The sequence below is a fragment of the Chitinophaga sp. CB10 genome (assembly GCA_001870995.2).
Lineage (GTDB): Bacteria > Bacteroidota > Bacteroidia > Chitinophagales > Chitinophagaceae > Chitinophaga.
This window is the reverse complement of sequence record MLAV02000010.1, coordinates 51,616-70,271: the sequence shown is the minus strand read 5'-3', so window position 1 is coordinate 70,271 and position 18,656 is coordinate 51,616. Positions and strand designations below refer to the sequence as shown.

Annotated in this window: 12 protein-coding genes; 9 read left to right on the top strand and 3 right to left on the bottom strand. The window is 48.2% G+C overall.

The features are described 5' to 3' along the window. The first annotated feature begins 11 nt into the window (after positions 1-11). The 8 genes from BOC67_RS15465 to BOC67_RS15430 all read left to right on the top strand — a co-directional run bounded on the left by BOC67_RS15465 (position 12) and on the right by BOC67_RS15430 (position 14,139). Complete coding sequence (locus tag BOC67_RS15465; RefSeq protein ID WP_291911497.1) at positions 12-1,634, top strand: tail fiber domain-containing protein; 1,623 nt, start codon at positions 12-14, stop codon at positions 1,632-1,634. 323 nt (positions 1,635-1,957) lie between these two features. After that, positions 1,958-3,913 (top strand): tail fiber domain-containing protein, encoded by a 1,956-nt coding sequence (locus BOC67_RS15460; RefSeq protein WP_291911496.1) that lies wholly within the window; start codon positions 1,958-1,960, stop codon positions 3,911-3,913. Between the two features lie 76 nt (positions 3,914-3,989). Beyond that, positions 3,990-6,776 (top strand): tail fiber domain-containing protein, encoded by a 2,787-nt coding sequence (pilV, locus tag BOC67_RS15455; RefSeq protein ID WP_291911495.1) that lies wholly within the window; start codon positions 3,990-3,992, stop codon positions 6,774-6,776. A gap of 42 nt (positions 6,777-6,818) precedes the next feature. Continuing rightward, positions 6,819-7,334 carry a hypothetical protein gene (locus BOC67_RS15450; protein WP_291911494.1) on the top strand — a complete coding sequence of 172 codons (516 nt, stop codon included), beginning with the start codon at positions 6,819-6,821 and terminating at the stop codon, positions 7,332-7,334. Between the two features lie 315 nt (positions 7,335-7,649). Beyond that, positions 7,650-8,564, top strand: a complete 915-nt coding sequence (locus tag BOC67_RS15445) for a FecR family protein (RefSeq protein WP_291911493.1) — start codon at positions 7,650-7,652, stop codon at positions 8,562-8,564. Positions 8,565-8,661: 97 nt separating this feature from the next. Continuing rightward, positions 8,662-11,772, top strand: a complete 3,111-nt coding sequence (locus BOC67_RS15440) for a TonB-dependent receptor (RefSeq protein ID WP_291911492.1) — start codon at positions 8,662-8,664, stop codon at positions 11,770-11,772. Between the two features lie 89 nt (positions 11,773-11,861). Beyond that, positions 11,862-13,226 (top strand): hypothetical protein, encoded by a 1,365-nt coding sequence (locus BOC67_RS15435; protein WP_291911491.1) that lies wholly within the window; start codon positions 11,862-11,864, stop codon positions 13,224-13,226. A gap of 283 nt (positions 13,227-13,509) precedes the next feature. Then, a complete protein-coding gene (locus BOC67_RS15430; protein WP_291911490.1) occupies positions 13,510-14,139 on the top strand; it encodes a hypothetical protein in 630 nt (209 codons plus the stop codon). A gap of 91 nt (positions 14,140-14,230) precedes the next feature. Here BOC67_RS15430 and BOC67_RS15425 read toward each other — a convergent pair whose 3' ends face one another. Both BOC67_RS15425 and BOC67_RS15420 read right to left on the bottom strand, forming a co-directional pair. Further along, positions 14,231-15,592 carry a S41 family peptidase gene (locus tag BOC67_RS15425; RefSeq protein ID WP_291911488.1) on the bottom strand — a complete coding sequence of 454 codons (1,362 nt, stop codon included), beginning with the start codon at positions 15,590-15,592 and terminating at the stop codon, positions 14,231-14,233. A 2-nt stretch (positions 15,593-15,594) separates the two neighbouring features. Further along, on the bottom strand, positions 15,595-16,134 hold the full coding sequence (locus BOC67_RS15420) for an RNA polymerase sigma-70 factor (protein WP_291911487.1): 540 nt from the start codon (positions 16,132-16,134) through the stop codon (positions 15,595-15,597). 225 nt (positions 16,135-16,359) lie between these two features. Between BOC67_RS15420 and BOC67_RS15415 the strand changes: the two genes are divergently transcribed. Then, positions 16,360-17,253 carry a glycerophosphodiester phosphodiesterase family protein gene (locus tag BOC67_RS15415; protein WP_291911485.1) on the top strand — a complete coding sequence of 298 codons (894 nt, stop codon included), beginning with the start codon at positions 16,360-16,362 and terminating at the stop codon, positions 17,251-17,253. Between the two features lie 62 nt (positions 17,254-17,315). Here the strand turns inward: BOC67_RS15415 and BOC67_RS15410 are convergent, their stop codons facing one another. After that, on the bottom strand, positions 17,316-18,650 hold the full coding sequence (locus tag BOC67_RS15410; RefSeq protein WP_291911484.1) for a TolC family protein: 1,335 nt from the start codon (positions 18,648-18,650) through the stop codon (positions 17,316-17,318). Positions 18,651-18,656 lie beyond the last annotated feature (6 nt).

Below are 18,656 nucleotides of genomic sequence, written 5' to 3'. Positions count from 1 at the left end.
GGATTTAAACTATGAAGTATTTATTTCTCTCCCTTGCCCTATTGGTAACTTTTAATACCCTTTCCGCTCAAAAAATATATCAAATTCGTGCTGACAGCGTCCGGATTTATAATATATGCGACACCGCTGAACTTATACTGGAAAACTGTACCCAGGATACGATTGGTTATCTGTATAACAAAAGTAAAGGTCGAACAGAGTTTCGGCGCATACGCCTTGAGCAGGTAGGTGATTCTAAAATTGCTATCCCCGGGCAGGATACAATAGATTTATCCCTGCTCACCGGACTGACAATTAATAGTGCTGATTTCATACGAAATCAGGCATTTTCCGACCAGATAGCTTCATTCAGGCTAAAAGGTGAAGGCATTTTGAGTGTGCTTCAGGTCAGCGATAATGTAACAGGGCCGGACACAAAAGCCTACGCGCCTTTGGGCGTCACACGCCCGGGTGACCTGGCCGGCGACCTTGCCTATATTGCTCTAAGCCGGTTAGGACAAAAAGTTTGGCAAATGGGTATCAATACAGAAAACTCATTTATCCTGGGTGGCTCAAATGGGTATGGAAGCTGGACAATGCTACCCCATTTTATTATTAATGGATATGGAAACGTTACGATCGGAAATGGCGCAGGGGCAGTTGAAAGACTTAATGTAGGTGGCGCTGCTTCATTTGGCCGGCCCGGGCTCTATGGCTATACAAAGCTGGAAGAAGCCTTCGCCAGTATGGAAGCATCCTCTGGCTCGATTGGCTTTTATTTGGCAGATGGAACGCGGGGAGGGTACATCGATTATGGCGGCGCCAATATGAACTATGTGCTGGCGGATACCACCACTGTGGCAGGGAAAAGTAACCGACACCGGTTTTTCGGGAGACTGATGCTCAATAACCATAAATCTTATGGGTTATTGCGTACAAATACCGAGGGTGAAATAGTAAATGGTGAAAATGACTTTATAAAAAACCAGTATGTAAACCCACAGCCGGCAAATATTTACTTGTCCGGAAGGGCGACCGTTTCAGCGGGGGAAGTTGTAGATGAAGGGCTGATTCCGGATACATATGCCTATTCCCCATTTGGTATTACCCGCGCCAGAGGAGGAAATCTATCCTACCTGTCATTTACCCAGTCAGGATACCTGAATTGGGGGCAGGGATTAAATAACGATGGAAATCTCATAATAGGTATGGCAGTTACCCCACCTTCGACTGGTATATTTTATCCGAGAGAACTTACACCCATGGTGACAATTGATAAGGGAGGCAACATTATAGCTACCGGCGCTGTTCAGGCAACTGGCATTACACAAACTTCCCTAAGGAGTTTGAAAAAAGATATTGCCCCTTTCTCCCGGTCCGCGTTGGCAATTTTGAAGGAAGCCCAGGTACGTACATTCAGATATAAAGCTGATTCCAGTAATAAAATATATATCGGCTTTATCGCTGACGAAGTCCCTGAAGAGATGTCTGCATCCGGAAAACAAGGTGTTGATCATGCCTCTGCTGTGGGATTACTTGTTCGTAGTGTCCAGGAATTATCAGAAAAGAATGATTCCCTGCAAAAAGAAAATCAGCAGCTAAAATCTACCTTAGCTGATGTACTCAGTAGGTTGGACGCCCTGGAGAAAAAGTAGTTGAAACAAGTTTGTAACCCCAACCCATCTTGTTCAGAAAACTCACTTTTGTGCTATACCAGTTACAATAATTTTGATGTACTTTTACCGTTGCGTAACCATAAGCCTATACTTAAGAAAATATTAAACATCGTTGTTAACCGCTGCCAGATTGATGAGCCAGTGTAAGCACTGTTGTGAAGCATTTTGAGGGGATATTGGTTATTAAAGAATGTAATTAAATACTACATGTGAAGTCCTATGCTCGACAAGTTTGTATATAGATGTCCTAAACCTGGGAAGTTCATATTTAGTTAACTCATCAGTTTTTATCATCGTCAAAAATGAAAAGATTATCCCTATTTATTGTCCTTTTTTTTATAACCAGGATGTTATTTGCACAGAAGGTCTATCAGATCAGGGCCGACAGCGTCCGTATTTACAACGTTTGTGATACCGCTGAATTGATTCTGGAAAACCGGACACAAAAGATTGATGGATTTTTATTTAATAAAGGCGCCGGCCGTACAGAATTCCGGAAGCTGAAGCTGGAAACTGTTGGAGCGTCGCGTATTGCAATTGTTGGTCAAGACACGCTGGACTTAAGTGCGCTGCCTGGGATTGGTAGTGGTATTGATAGTATCTATAGCTTTGAGGATTCTATAAAATACATGAAAATGGGAAAGGTCTACACTTTCCCCTCTCCGGAACCATTTAAATTTATCCCTGATGGTACCACTGCACCTTTTACCAGTTTCAGGCCAGGCGCCATTACTGGATTCTGGGCCTATCAAGTCCCGGATATGCCGCCGGTATCAGATCAGGCACAAATTAATCCGGGTACATTAAAGGATTATTATATCGGACATGTGATCAGGTTTGGAGATGCAGGCTATCAAATGGCTGTCAATTGGGATGGAGAGCTGTATGGCCCTAAAGGTGCATTTCTTCGGATCGCTGATGATACCAAAAAAGAGTGGGGAGCGTGGCGTGAATTACTGTTTAAGGACTACGCTGATGGAAAGTATGCTACTAACATTTCCCTGTCTACTGCCGGCACATCTCAAATAAATTGGGAAAATATTTTTAATAAACCTGCAATTGCACCTGGCGGTGAAACTTTGCAAAGCGTAACAGCAAGAGGCAGCAGTACTGATTATCTGTTGCAAATGCCAGGAGTCAAATTTTCCAACAGTACGGCTGGGCTGACCTTGTCATCTCCTGATGCTTATTTGAATATACAGAACGGATACGGTACGACGCAAATAGGAGCCGGAAATGCCCAATTTTCGCATTTCTTTACTACACTTCCTGAATTTTATTTCGCAAAACCAGTAGTCTGCGGGGGCTCCTTGAAATTTCTCGAAAACAGAGGCTCCTTCGATGGTTCCTTCTTAAATCTCCAGCAGGGTGATCGAAACGGCATCAGGTTTTGGGATGGCCAGGATTATTATAGTATCAGCATGGCTTATGCCGATAACATGGCAGCCGTCACACCCAGCTGGAGACGCTTGACGACCGAACCGGGCAATGATTTCAACATGTATTTCCGCATGCAATGGAACAATAGGGGTTTTGTGTTCATTACCGGAGATGAGCAGCCCAAAGTCCAGATTGATAATCACGGCCTTTGGATTGCTGGAAATAACGGTTTATTCTTTGCAGATTTTGGCGGAGGCTTCTACATGGAAGATCCCACCTGGATAAGGACTTACGGTAATAAGTCCTTTTATGTACCCAATGGCGGCATCCTGCGTACCGATGGCACGCTTCAGGTAGGAGATAATGGATCCAAACTGAATGTTCCCCTTAACGGAGCTCCTACTATCGACGGGTTCCAGATCTACCATACAGGAAACCTTCCTCCTAACTCCACCACCTCCATTGCTAACAACCTCGTCCAGCGTGACGCAAATGCCAATATTTTTGCCAACGGCTTTTACCAGTCCTCCAAAGCAAGCCTGAAAAGAAATATTACTGATTTCAATGAGCCCGCACTGCCATTGCTGAACAATGTAAAAATTAAACAGTTTTTCTATAAAGATGATAAGGAGGATAACCTGCACGTTGGTATCATTGCCGACAGTACTGACTGGCACTTTTCTACCCGGGCTCACGACAGGTTCGATACCAACAGCTCCCTGGCCATCACGATGAAAGCGGTACAGGAGCTAAGTAAACAAAACGATGAGCTTCGGAATCAAAATTCAGCGTTGAAAGCTCAGGTTGAAACCTTTCGCCGGACGCAGACAGAAATTATGAAACGGCTGGAGGCTTTAGAAAAACAACACCAACTTTAAAAATTTAATATCGGGCCCATCACTATCGGGCCCCTTAATATAGTTAACTCTTTGTGAATTATTTATTGATAAGTAAATGAAAAATTTATCCCTTTTTATTATCCTGTTACTCGTAAGTAAGGTTTCGTTTGCACAAAAGGTATATCAGATCCGGGCCGACAGCGTACGCATCTACAACGTTTGTGATACAGCCGAACTGATTCTGGAAAACAGAACCCAGAAAGTTGATGGTTTTCTGTTTAACAAAGGTGCCGGCCGTACGGAGTTCCGCAAATTAAAGCTACAGAGCTTGGGCGCATCGCGTATTGCCATTGTCGGCCAGGATACCCTCGACCTAAGCGCCTTGCCAGGCATCGGGAATGGTGTGGACACAATCTTTAGTTTCCTGGACTCAATTAAATACATAAAACGTGGGGTAGTGTACTCTTTTCCTTCTCCTGAACCTTTTAAATATATTCCGGACAATACCCTTACGCTATTCAATGATTATCGAAGTAATGCCATTACTGGTTTTTTTGCCTACGATACACATGATATGCCTTCGGTCTCTGATCAGGCAGTGGTAAATGAAGCAGGCCTGTACAAATATTATATAGGACATACAGTGAAATATGGAAAAACCGGGTACCAAATGGCAGTGAATTGGAACGGCGAACTAAATGGAGTAAATGGAGTATTCCTAAGAACACAGGATGATACCCAAACGGCATGGAGTTCCTGGAGGGAATTGCTCTTCAAAGACTATGCTGACGCAAAGTTTGCAACTAAAACTTCCCTAACCACACCAGGCGCTATCCAGATCAACTGGGATAATATTACCAACAAACCTTCTTTCCAGGAAGTGGATAACCTGGCATCGGTTACAGCGAGAAATAATTCTACTCCGGCCAGATTATTTGTCCATAATGTTAACCAACCTAATGGAGAACCATTACCTCCTGCTATCTCTCTGGCCATAGGGGATCACGATACCGGCCTTAACTCAGATGGAGACGGCGAAATAACGCTGTATTCCAATAATCAAAGAATTGCGAAATGGACTGGTTATTACTTTAATTTCAATGTACCAAATATATTCATTACAGGTTCTGCAATCTGGCACGCCGGCAACGATGGGGCAGGCTCAGGTCTTGATGCCGATCTATTGCAGGGCATGCCGCCGGCAGTCAGCCCGAATCTCTATTCAGTTGCTGTCCGTGATGGAACGGGCCATCTTTATGCTAATTATTATAATACGCAGGCAACTACGGAAGAAAATGTTGCCCTATCCAGGTTATTCGGTAGCTATGACAACTTCATCAGGCCCGTTGATGCCACATCTGTTAAAAGGTTCCTGGGAATACCCTCCAATGGCGAAACACTGGCATCCGTAACAGCCCGTTCTGCTGAAACAGATAGCTTAATTACGGTGAAGAATACGATTTCATCTGTTAAAACAGTGGATATGAATAACGGTTTATTCGCCTTTGGAAACTACGAGGCGCGTAACAATAAATTCCCTTCCTATGGTTTTCATATTCCCGAAACGCGTGGACTTGCTTTATACATGAATGCGGCTGGAGAATTACGTACCAGGCAGGACAATGGAGTGGACGGGCTGGTGTGGCGCTCCGACAATGATGGCGCCGGTTCCGGCCTTGACGCAAACCTGCTGGATGGGTTTGGCCAAAGCATGTCGCCCGTTGGTAGCTCCATTGTAACACGGGATGGTAACGGCTATATCTTTGGCACTTATTTTAATACTACTGCCCCTACAGAGTCGAATGGTACAATTACCAGGATTTTTGGTAGTGCAGACAATTTTATCCGCCCCGTAGATGCTGGTACCGTACGCCGCTTTATAGGTTCTCCTGAAAATGGTGAAACATTGGAAAGTGTTACCTCCCGGGGAAGTGCTACTAACGCCGGAATAGAGGCAGGTTCGTTTAAATTGCGTAATAATAATGGCTTATTTGATGGTAATTTATTGAATTTCCATCATGGGAATCAACATGGAATCCGCTTTTGGGATGGTAGTGACGAGTATAGCATTACTATGAGCAGTGCAGACTATATGACGTATGCAAGTCCTGGCTGGGCCGGAATATCCACTTTAGGAAGTAATGACTATAACATGTACTTCCGGATGAAACATTTAAACCGCGGCTTCGTATTCATTACCGGCGACGATCAGGCCAAAGTTCAAATAGATAATCAGGGAATTACCTGTAATCAATGGATCAGGACTAGAGGACCTGCTGGTATTTATTTCGAAGATTATGGTGGCGGTCTGTTCATGCAAGACAACCTATGGGTACGTGTATATAACAATAAGTCCTTTTACCATGAAACAGGTATTATGCGTACAGACGGAACGTTGCAGGTAGGACCTGGAGGATCGAAACTGAATGTGCCAAGTACAGGGACGCCGACAATTGATAATAATACCATTTATCATGCGGGCAACCTACTTTTTTCCACCGCCTCCGTTGCCAACTACCTCGTTCAACGGGATGGTAATGGCAACATTTTCGCAAACGGCTTTTACCAATCATCTAAAGCCAGCCTGAAAAAGGACATTGCAGATTTCAATGAGCCTGCATTGCCATTAATCAACAACGTGAAGATTAAGCAGTTTGTCTATAAGGATGATAAGGAAGATAACCTCCGCGTGGGTATCATCGCGGATAGTACTGACTGGCACTTTGCGACCAAAGCCCATGATAAATTTGATACCAACAGCTCCCTGGCTATTACCATGAAGGCAGTTCAGGAGCTGAGCGAGGAAAATCGGGGCCTGAAACATGAAAATGAGGTATTGAAAGCCCAGTTGTCAGCAATTCTGAAGCGACTCGAGATACTGGAAGAAGCTAGAAAGCAATAATCTTCTATTAAATATTATCCTTTTGACAGACGCATATCATCTATGAAAAAGATTACAGCAGTGATTAGCCTTTGTATCCTTTGCAATCTGGCCAACGCACAGATGTCATTTAACGCAGTATTCGGAGTGAATCCTTCCTTGTGTAACAGTATATGGCAAGCCAGCAAATTTTGGCTAACCCAATCGAACTATCTGGTAACACACAAAGAGATAAGGCAAAAGGTGAGTGAAGGCTATTTTGAAGCCTTGGACCTCAGTGCGATACCTGATGATGATAAATGTATTTCTGCCGAAAATGCCAAGCTATGGCTAAGCATAGATGCATCCAAATTACCTGCTAACGGTCGCTTACCTATGTGGCAGGAACTGGTGCCGGTGTCATTGTGTACAGGGCCATATAAAAGGATGGTAAATGGCATTTGCGAAACAGCAATATTCAGATGTATAGAAACCTACTGGGTTACTGGTGATATATGGAATAATCATTATGCATGGGTGTGGCCGGATAATACTTTTTTTGAAGACTTTTGGTTGGAGGAAATTGGTGCATGCTGGTAATAGTATCACATACCGGTCAGGCGCCCGCCTGGCCGGCATCCCTCCCCCACTCCTTTATCCACATCCCCTGCTTCGATCCCGGCTTGGGGTGTAATTATTCCTTTCAAGTTTTAGTGGGAGAGATCCAGCGCCGCCATTGCACTACAATCCCGTCCTCTCCACAATCATCCGTCCTCCCCATGCCGCCGGCACCCCCGCCGCCCTATGGTACACCCCTCCTTACAGCTCCCCGAAAAATTACCCCTTTTATTACCAAATTGTTAAGTCCACTTTTTACACTCATACCTTTCTTGCCTGCAAACGTACTCTATGTGTATGCACATCAACAGAGCCATATTAGAAAAGTACTTCCAGGGCGACTGCTCCGAGCAGGAGCGCCTCCTCGTGGAAGCCTACCTTGAGCAAACCGCCACGCCTGAACTGGACGAGCTGCTCACTGATACCTGGCAGGATGCTGACAAACCTGAAAAGAAAGTACACCGCCTATGGTGGGCCGCCGCCGCTGCGGCAGTGGTAGCCGGGCTCATCGTGCTGGCAGGGCAAAACATGAAGTTTACCCCTAAGGCAGCAGTAGCCGCCGGCATGGATACGCTGTATAATAACACGAACCATGTGCAGGTCTATAACATGCCGGACGGGTCGCAGGTATGGCTCAACGCCAACAGCCGCCTGGGTTATACGGCGGATTATAACGTACATGGCCGCGACCTCTGGCTGGAAGGCGAAGCCTTATTCAAAGTAGTCAGCAACGCCAAACAGCCCTTTAATGTGCACACCCGCTTCCTGACTACCCGCGTACTCGGTACCACCTTTCATATATCCACCGTGAGCCGCGCGGATAGCAGCATCCAGATCAGCCTGCTCGAAGGTAAGATCGCCGTTTCCGGCGCCAACGGCTATACGAAAGTGCTGATGCCAGGGGAAATGCTCACCAGCAAAGGAGAGCCCAACCCCAATACCACCGGCTTTGATGAAAAAGAAATACTCGACTGGAAAGAGAATAGGATCGTTTTTAACAGGACCACGTTAGCTGATGTGCTTACCCGGCTACAACAGCGCGAAGGATGCAAAATAACCCTGACAGATAAAAAACTGGCAGCAAAAAAAATATCAGGCAATTTCAGTGCGGATACCCCTATCGGAGAAATTCTCGCTACCCTGGCCTATGTGCATGAGCTGAAATGTACCCGTGTGAACGATGGCACTTACCTGATATCGTCGAAGAAGTAGCATAATCATCAATTATTAATAGCTAAGAAGTATGCAAAATTCTTTACACAGATTTTGTACAGGCGCCGCCATGCCTGTGAAAATACTGTCGATGTGTATGCTCACATGCACAGTGGGAACCGCACAGTCACAGTCGTACAAAGCCTTGCACGACAAAGTATCCCTTCAGTTCAGTAATGCGAATGCCGGAGAAATCGTGAAAGCTCTCCAAAAACAAACTCCTTATACTTTCGTATATGACCCTGAATATTTGCAGCAATGCCAGGTGGCCGCTGTTAAATTTTCAGCAACCCCTTTAAACACGGTATTGGAATACCTGGATTATAACAGTCCTGTGGATATCGAGATGACCGGGGCCTCCACTATCGCCATCAAAAAAGGCAGGGCGGACCGCCCGGCCAACCGCGCCCAGGGCCGCCTTACCGGTAAGGTGCTGGACACGAAGAACGAACCGCTGCCCGGTGTAACCGTTTCCGTTAGCAACGGCGCCGGCACCGTGACAAATATCGACGGTACTTTCGACCTGCCCCTGGAAGCCGGTACCTACGACATCACTTTTTCCTTTATCTCTTACGATTCCCACAAAATAACCGGCGTGGAGGTGACGCCGAAAAACGCTACCCCCATCAATGTAGTGCTGAAAACCAGTAATGCCACCCTCAAAGGCGTCACCGTAACGGGAACGTATAAACGCGCTTCCGTGGAAGGCCTGTACGCCATCAAAAAGAACAGCGCCGGCATGATCGACGGTATCAGCGCCGAGCAGATCGGCCGTACCCCTGATAAAAACGTGGGGGAGGTGCTGAAGCGGGTAACCGGCCTCTCCACCATCGATAATAAATTCGTAGTGGTGCGCGGCCTCAGCGAACGCTATAACCAGGCAGTGCTGAACGGGCAGGTAATGCCCAGCACGGAAATGAACCGCAAGAATTTCAATTACGAAATCATCCCGTCCAGCGTCATTGAAAATGTAACCGTAGTAAAAACGCTGACGCCGGACCGCAGCGCCGAATTCGGCGGCGGCCTCGTGGAAGTGAATACGCTCGACATCCCTACGGAGAGTTTCTTCAACATCAACGCAGGCGCCAGCTACAACGATAAAACCACCGGCAAAACTTTTGTCACACTACCCCTGGAAGGCAAGGAATACCTGGGCCGTATTTCCGACCACCGCCAGTGGATGGGCAAAACAGATTGGAACTCCCGCCAGGAAATGATGGACGCTGCCGCCAACTGGGATAAAAGCAAACCCTATTTTGCGAATAACTGGAAGCTCACCGGCATGAACGCACCGGTTTCTCCCAACTTCCAGCTGTCCGGCGGGAAAGTGTTCAACAGCCACTTCGGTATGGTAGCCGCCGCAGGATACCGGAATACCTTCGCTACCCAGGAGCTGGTGTACGGTAGGGATGGTTTTACCAACTTTGACCGCGACAATACCGGCGCGAACGAATATGCGCGCGGATACCGCTATGGCTTCAGCGCCAACCTGAACGGCGTGTTTGGCATCGGTTACCGCAATGCAAAAAATAAAATCAGCTATCAATCGCTGTATATGCAATCCCTGGAGCAGCAATTGATCATCGTGCGCGGCCACCACGATGAAAGTGGCCCCAACACCGCCGGCGTGCGCGATCTGGCCGTGCAGAATAAAATTTTCCAGCAGCAGCTCAAAGGCGAACACGCCATCGGCAACCAGGGCATAAAAGTAAAATGGAACGCCAATTACCTGACACTGGACAAGATCCGGCCTGATAACCGCGTGGTAACGGGCGCCTCCGCCTACGACTCCACCACGCCTATCAACTCCATCAGCATCACCGGCGCTTCCGGTATTAATAACGACGGCTCCCTGCGCTGGTACAGCCGCGTAAAGGAAAAGAATTTCTCCTGGGACCTGGCCGTATCCGCCCCATTCAAACTCGGGCCGCTGGAAAACCTGGCCAAAGTGGGCTATGCCGGCTGGAATAAGGACCGGCTGTTCTACGTGCTGAACTCCGGCAGTAAAAGAACCACGCCGGTGCAGCTGCCGCAGCCGCTTTCCCACTTCTTCGACGATTCTACCGTGCTGGTGAACATGGCTACCGATGGAGATGACTTCAATGCCAACGTTACCCTGCATGCGCTGTACGCCATGCTGGATAACAAATTCGGAAAATTCCGGCTGGTATGGGGCGTACGTGCGGAAAACCTCCCGCTGGACGGCATCAACCACCTGCTCAAAGTAAGGATGGACGAGCTGATAGCCAAGGAGCCGGATGCTGACTTCAGCGAGTTGTTTAACCAGGAATCCAACTGGCATGTTTTCCCGTCAGCAAATCTGATCTATAGCATTACGCCTGCCATGAACCTGCGCCTGGCCTATTCCGAAAGTATCATCCGCCCGGATATCCGCGAGCTGGCCTACTTCCGGGAATATGACTGGGAACTGGGCGGCGAGTACATGTCGCAGAACGTCATCCGTTCCAGCATGTTGAAGAATTTCGATTTCCGCTACGAGTGGTACCCTGCTCCCGGCGACCTGATCTCCGGTTCCCTGTTCATGAAAAAGATCGCCTACCCGATGGAGATTTTCAAAATGGGCAGCAACAGGGTGTACAGCCTGAAAAACAACAAATCCGCCGATAACTACGGCGTGGAAGTAGAAATCAAAAAATCATTCGGCTTTACACAGGTACCGGTATTGCGCAACTTCAGCCTGTATGGCAACTTTACCTACCTGGATTCCTGGGTGCGTAACATGGAGGAAACTTATGAGAAGGATGAAAATAAGAAATTCCACCGGGTGGAAACGCTGGCCAAATGGCTGGATCACCGCCCGCAGGCAGGCGCCAGCACCTATATGTTAAACGCCGGCTTGTATTACGATGTGCCCCGTTTTTCAGTAAGCCTGAACTATAACTACATCTCCAATAAGCTGTACCGCGCCTCTACTGATAACAACGCTTTGTACGAGCAACCGCTGAACGCACTGGATGGTCAGATTGCCATCCGCCTGCTGCGGGATAAGGCGGAAATACGTTTGGGCGTTGCCAATATATTGAACGCCTACAGCATCGTATATCAAAACCAGTTTGACGGTATCGCCAACGACCCTGGCTTTAAACCATCAAACTCCGATTTACAATACCAGGATGGAAAAGATTTTGTGGACCTGAAAGCATACCCCGGCAGAACGTATAATGCTTCCATCCTTTACCGTTTTTAAAAATTACTCAAAATAATTACGCGTAAAAAATAACCCTGATCAGGTATCAATTTCAAATTACCCGAAACGAAAACTCTAAAAAAAAATCCATGAACAAGAAACCCTTATTAGTAGCTACTTTATCAGTAATGACAGTTGCTGGTGCTATGCTCGCTACTTCCTGTAAAAAAGAAAACCAGGCTAGCCGCCCGGTATTGGCTGCTGTTCCAGGTAGCTGCGGCGATAGTACTATCAACACGAACATTACATCTGATATCTATCTCCAGTCCTGCAAAGTGTACACCCTGAGCGGACTGATTTATGTAAAAGATGGCGCAAAAATCACTATCGAAAAAGGTACCCGCATCCTGGGCGCTGTAGGTAACCACCAGGTAGGCGGTACTCCGGGCGGTGGTCTGATCATCACCCGTGGTTCCAAAATCATTGCAGAAGGTACTGCTGCTGAGCCAATCGTATTCACTTCCGCTTCCGCTACCCCACAGTCTGGTGACTGGGCTGGTATCGTGATCCTGGGCCGCGCTAAAACTAACTGGCAGACTTCCAAAGTGATTGAAGGTATCACTGATCCGAGCGCTACTTATGCTACCGCTGCCGATACCATTAATTCCGATAACTCCGGTATCCTGAAATACGTTCGTATTGAGTATCCTGGTTATCAGCTGTCACCAAACAACGAAATCAACGGTCTGACCCTGGGTGGCGTTGGTAACGGTACAGTACTGGATTACATCGAAGTGTACAAAGCTAACGACGACTCTTTCGAGTTCTTCGGCGGTTGCGTAAACGCTTCTCACCTGATCTCTGTGGACGCGCTGGATGATATGTTTGATACTGACAACGGTTACACCGGTTCCATCACTTATGCGCTGGGTCTTGCTGACGGCACCCGTGCTGACTTCAGCCAGGCTAACGGTTTTGAGAGTGATAACGATGCGGATGGTTCCAATAACCTCCCTATCACCCGTCCTAAGTACAACTATGTTACCATCATTGGCGTTCCTGATCCTGCACAGGCTGCTGATCAGACACAGGCTCCAACCGGTACCGGTATCTACGGCCGCGCTGCTCACCTGAGAAGAAATACTGAGTTCGAAATCAGCAACTCCGTATTCCTGGGTTACAGATGGGGTGTTTCCCTCGATAGCCAGAAAGGTAACACGCCTGGTAAATACGCTGCCGGTGTGGATGTATTCTGCAACAACCGCGTAGAAGGTTACATTTATCCAACTTCAACTGAAGTTAACTTCGCCAGCTTCACTGCTTACACTATGAATGTTGGTTGCACTACCAACGTGCCTTACACTGCATCTTACGGTAATGAGTTCATCGGGTTATCCGCTCCGTTTGATCGTAACAGCGCTGCTGATTTCGATTACTCTTCCTCTGCTGCTGTTGGCGCATTTGGTCCTGGTTCCGGTGGTCAGGCCTGGGCTTCTACCTGGACTGTATTTTAATTGTTCGTTGATATAGGTTTTTCAGGGAGCCGGTAAAAGGCCGGCTCCTTTTTTAAAAAGCTGCAAGTCTTATAGACATACACAGGTGTTTGGTACTATCCGATCCTAATATAAAATCTTAATACTAATACCTGGAGCCGGTTACTGACCGGTTCCATTTTTTAAAAAAATCATTTTTATGTGTTTCAAACCATTAGCGCTTCTTGCGGTATTATTTTTACTGGTTACCGGTTGTAGGAAAGGAACTGAACCTGCCGATCTGTATTTTGGAAAGATTAGTTTTGTGGCGGTACAACTGGCAGGAACGCCCAAAATGGACGTTAAGTTTGAAGGAAAGCTGTTGGACTCGCTGACAGACAAGCTTGGTAAAACTGCCATCCTGAAAGCCGGTATGCCAGGTAAGCTGGCCTTTTACAAGGCCGGTACCGATTCGCTGATCATTGATACACTCGTGAATGTGCAGCCCAATACAACCCAGACCTTCAACGTGCTGGCAGTGCCATCGCTGGGCAGCTCCACCTTCATTGATATGAAGCCTGCCGTGAAGGATACGCTGGCTTTCATGCTATACCTTAATCTGAGCTCCGCTTATAAATACAATACCGTGGACCTGCAGTTGCAATACCTGAAAAGGTCCAACAATACCATTACGGATATCGCTACCATTAAAAATGTGAAGAATAAAGCGTTCTTCTCCGAAATACTCATCCTGCCGCAGAAGCTCAATACCGGTTCCGTGCAAACGCAGTACTGGCTTACACTGATAGACCCCGCTACCGGTAAACCCATTGCCATTCCCAATGCCAATAACAGGTTTGTACTGAGCAATGTGCCCACCTACGGAAACTTTATTGCCAATATCTACGACGGGGATGGAGGCACGATGATCACACAAACGATTAAACTGCAATAAACCGACTATAAAAAACTTAGACAATCGTTGAATTACTGTGTGCAATTCGCATTCCTTGGAATCAGCCGCTTCCCTCTGGAAGCGGCTCTTTTTATTTTACTCTCGGGATAATCATTTCGTTTATAACAGGTTTGGCCTCATACAGTACCGGCACGGAGGGCGCGCTGCCGGCGCTTCTTGCATTGCCGCTGATCAGCGCCAGCGCTTTGGCAATAAGGGCATCGCTGGCGGCGCCGATGGCAGGCAATGGCTGTACGGCCATTTCATCTACGGCGTACTGCGGGGGAATGCCGGCTGTATAACCGCCCTGGCCATTGGCGTTGGCCAGGCGGTAGGTGATGGGCTGCATCACCCAGGGGATGCGTTTAGGGCTGCGCTGGTCCCGGATGACGATGGCGCCCTTGTCCTTACCGTAAGTAGTAGCGCCCACCTGTATCACATTCGTATAGGGCTTGAGGTTATTGATCACCAACTCCGCCGCTGAAATGGTTTGATGCCCCGTAAGTACATACACCCGCGGCAGGCGTAGCCTTGCCGGCAGCAGGGCGCTGAAGCTAATGGGGCTGCCGCTTTCCGGCACTGCCAGCGTTTCCCCGAAAGTCATTTTATAACTGCCCAGGCGGTTATTGCCGCTTAACTGGATAAATGCGCTGCCTTCGGACACGCCGTCCGCAATTAAAGCGGTCATTAACGCGGCCGCGGCAATGCTGCCGCCGGTGTTATAACGCAGGTCCAGTATCAGTTCCGATACCCCGTTGCTCACGAAGTTCCGGAAGATGTTGATCAGGTCCGTATTATACCGGTCCGCGAAGGTATTGTAATACAGGTAGCCCACTTTCTTACCGGCTGCGGTAAAGAGTTGCACGTTTACCGGGGACTCGGCCGGGTAAGCGAAGGTTAACTCCACGGCAGCTTCATCGGTAAACCCGTTGTTAGAACGGGTGGCGGGGGTAAAGCGGCCTTTTTTTTCTCCCAACACCCTAGCAATTAACTCCCCCGCATTGTCAGGAGTTAAGGGGACGTCATTGATGCGCGAGATATAACTGCCACGGCTAAACTTAGATTTCGCGAGGGTAGCGCCACTGGCCACCAGCTTCACGACGCCTACAGGCGCAGCGGTACCCGGCAATTGCACCACGCTGATGTCTAGCCCGTAATTGCGGTACAGGGAAGTGGCCACCGTAGCGGGATCGTCAGGATTGTACAGGTACGAAAACGGGTCCGGCTGGTGGAGCAAACTGTAAAAATAGGGCTGCGGAAGCAGGTCCGTATCCGCTTTGGCCGGCAGCTCCTGGTTCCAGAGGTAGAAGTAGCGCATGCTATCCAGCATCCAGGCGTTGATCTCCGCTTGCGTTACCGGCCCCGTGGGAGCGGGCGGCGCTACGGGGGCGTCCTTCCGGCAGGCGGCCAGCAGCAGCATACCGGTGGTAAACAAAAGTTGTCGGGTACGCATGATTATTTTGAATTGTGGATATCGAAATGGGATTGCAATTGTTCACGCAGCGTTTGCAGGGCCGTGCCCAGGTGACTTTTTACCGTGGCCACCGAAATGGAAAGTTTGTCGGCTATCTGTTTGTGGTTATAGCCATGGTAGCGGCTAAGCTCATATACATGGCGGCGCTGCTCCGGCATGGCGCCCACCACTTTATATACCTGCAGGTCAAACTCTTTGCGCATCATGTAACGGTCCCCGCCATCTTCCGACTGTGGCCGGGATTGCTCTTCCGTGGCGGCTTTGCTGATCATCTCTTTTTCGCGGTAATACTTGCGGGCCTCATCGATCACGAGGTTTTTTACATATACAAACAGGAGCGGGAATATATCCTGTCCGTCCTTCACCTTGTCCATATTCTCCCACAGGCGGATAAAGCATTGCTGGGTTATTTCCTTCGCCCGCGAATCATCGCCGGTAAGCTTGAGCGCAAACCGGTAGATCTTATCTTTGTTGGTAGCAAAGAGTTGTTCGAATTTGATTTGTAGAGGGCTATCAGACATAAGTTCGCAGGATCGTGTTTGGATAGTATAAACATACTACCCCAATGTTATAACAATGTTAAGTACATGCCCTCCCAGCATAGCTTTACAGATAAATGACCCACCGTGGGACGCAGGCAGGGTACGTTAATTAATTTTTATGATTTTCATATGGCCACCCGGCGCTTAGTAACGCATCCTGAAATATGTATCTTCGTCATTCAACAACAATGAATTAGCCATTACATGAAAACTTTCGTACCATTCTTACTGGGCGCCGTACTGACTGCTGCCGGTACGCAGGCGCAATATAAGCCCGATGTGCAGGCGCACCGCGGCGGTATGGGGCTGATGCCGGAAAATACCATCCCCGCCATGATCAATGCCGTAAAGCTGGGCGCACGCACGCTGGAGCTGGACTGCATCATCACAGCGGATAATAAGGTAGTGGTGTCGCACGACGCGTATATGTCCGCCGCATTCATGCGCAAGCCGGACGGGTCGGAGATCTCCAAAGAGGAACAAAAGGACCTGATCCTCTATTCCATGCCGTACGACAGCATCCGGAAATACGATGCCGGCACCAAACCTTACGACAGGTTTCCGCAGCAACAGAAATTCAAAACCTACCGCCCCCTGCTGTCTGAGCTGATCGACAGCGTAGAGGCCTACGTGAAAAAGCATCACCTGAAACCGGTGTACTATAACATGGAAACCAAATCGGACCCTAAGGCCGACGGGCGCCTCAACCCTACCCCGGATGTATTTGTAAAGCTGGTGATGGAAGTGATTAATCAGAAGAAGATCGCTAAGCGGGTAACGATACAGTCGTTCGATAAACGTACCTTGCAGGAACTGCATAAAAAATATCCCAAACAAACCACTGCCTGGCTGATTGCCAATAAGCAAACCTTCGCGGAGAACATCAGGGACCTCGGCTTCACGCCGGATATCTACAGTCCTGCCTTCCAGCTCGTAACGCCGGAACTGATTGCGGAAGCGCATGCCATGAAAGTAAAAGTATTACCGTGGACGGTGGATGAAACTGCCGATCTGCAACGTATGCTGGATATGAAAGTAGACGGGATTATCACCAATTATCCTGACCGCTTGATCCAGCTGACGGGCAGCTATCAATAACAACAGTACAAATAAAAAAGAGCGCAACGATCATTGCGCTCTTTTCTTTTCACTGAATCAGTCTATTGAATGATCGACCCGTTGAGCCGCCTCAATTCAGTTTCCGCGAGCTTCGTGTTGTAACGCGCCTGGATCAGCCGGTAGTAGGAGTCTTCCAGGCTTTGTTGTGCTTGTTTAACCTCTATTGTAGTGGACACGCCTTGTTTAAATCTTTCCAAAGCTACCATCATGTTTTCCTTTGCAAGTTCCAGGTTCTCTTCCTCCAGTGCCAGCGCCTGTTTATAATATTCATAATCTTTAAACGCATTGATCAGCGATACTTCCACCTGGGATTTCACGTTTTCCATGGTGATCCGCTGGTAGTCGTAATTCAGCTGCGCGTTTTTCACCTGGCGTTTTACGTTGAAGCCGTTGAAAATAGGAATGGCCGCAGTAAAGCCATAGTTGAAAGCGTTGTTGCGGTTGAATTTCGGGCTGAAGTTGTTCGTAGCGGCATTGGCCACGTTCCTGTTAAACGAATACACGGAATTGAAGGAGATGGTCGGGAAGTAATCCGCCCGGCTTTCCTTGATGGCCAGCGCTGAAATAGCGATGTTTTGCTGCTGCACTTTCAGGCTGGTATTGTTCTTAGCCACGTTTTCCTGCAGTTCCCCGAGGGAGATGTTGGCAGTAACGGGGATAGAGTCCGTAACATCGTAGAAGGTAGCGCTGGTAGGCACCGCCATCAGCTGGTTCAGCAGGGCTTTGCTCTGCTCGATGATGGTTTGCTGGCGCAGGTACAACGCTTTCTGCGCATTCAGGTCCACCTTGGATTGCAGCAGGTCCGTTTTAGGCCCGAGCCCCGTCTGGAATTTTGCATCCGAAAGGGTAACCCTTTCCTGGGAAATAGACATCTGCTCGGCCAGCGCTTTCAGCTGCTGCTTTTGCTGTACAATATTGTAGTACCCGCCGATGACGGTGGCGATGGTATTCTGAATCTGATCTTTGATTGCCAGCTCGCCGAGGTTTTTCATGGCCTCTATTTTATCCCGGGTGGCAAACATTTTCAACCCGTCAAATAGCGTCCAGTTCAGCGTAGCGCTGGCATTTAACACCCGGCTTTTGATGCCGCTGGTATCGCGTTTGCTGCCGTTGGCAAATTCCTGTTTGAGCGCGGTATTGCTCCAGTTGGTACCGGCGGTGGCATTGAGGCGGGGCGCAAAGGCAAAGTTCGCATAGGCGAAATCGTTAGCCGCTACTTCCGCGCTGTTTTTTGCCAGCCTGATATCGTAGTTGTTTTTCAACGCCACATCTATTGCCTGTTCCAGGGTAAGCACTTCCCGCTGCGCCATCGCCACGGTAGCGGAGGCGATAAGGCAGCAGACAGACAAACAAATTTTAGCTATATATCTTTTCATATTATT

Excerpts from the sequence above, each read along its gene's own strand:
- BOC67_RS15465 (WP_291911497.1), top strand. The coding sequence starts at position 12 with ATGAAGTATTTATTTCTCTCCCTTGCCCTATTGGTAACTTTTAATACC.
- BOC67_RS15460 (WP_291911496.1), top strand. The coding sequence starts at position 1,958 with ATGAAAAGATTATCCCTATTTATTGTCCTTTTTTTTATAACCAGGATG.
- pilV (WP_291911495.1), top strand. The coding sequence starts at position 3,990 with ATGAAAAATTTATCCCTTTTTATTATCCTGTTACTCGTAAGTAAGGTT.
- BOC67_RS15450 (WP_291911494.1), top strand. The coding sequence starts at position 6,819 with ATGAAAAAGATTACAGCAGTGATTAGCCTTTGTATCCTTTGCAATCTG.
- BOC67_RS15445 (WP_291911493.1), top strand. The coding sequence starts at position 7,650 with ATGCACATCAACAGAGCCATATTAGAAAAGTACTTCCAGGGCGACTGC.
- BOC67_RS15440 (WP_291911492.1), top strand. The coding sequence starts at position 8,662 with ATGCTCACATGCACAGTGGGAACCGCACAGTCACAGTCGTACAAAGCC.
- BOC67_RS15435 (WP_291911491.1), top strand. The coding sequence starts at position 11,862 with ATGAACAAGAAACCCTTATTAGTAGCTACTTTATCAGTAATGACAGTT.
- BOC67_RS15425 (WP_291911488.1), bottom strand. The coding sequence starts at position 15,592 with ATGCGTACCCGACAACTTTTGTTTACCACCGGTATGCTGCTGCTGGCC.
- BOC67_RS15420 (WP_291911487.1), bottom strand. The coding sequence starts at position 16,134 with ATGTCTGATAGCCCTCTACAAATCAAATTCGAACAACTCTTTGCTACC.
- BOC67_RS15415 (WP_291911485.1), top strand. The coding sequence starts at position 16,360 with ATGAAAACTTTCGTACCATTCTTACTGGGCGCCGTACTGACTGCTGCC.
- BOC67_RS15410 (WP_291911484.1), bottom strand. The coding sequence starts at position 18,650 with ATGAAAAGATATATAGCTAAAATTTGTTTGTCTGTCTGCTGCCTTATC.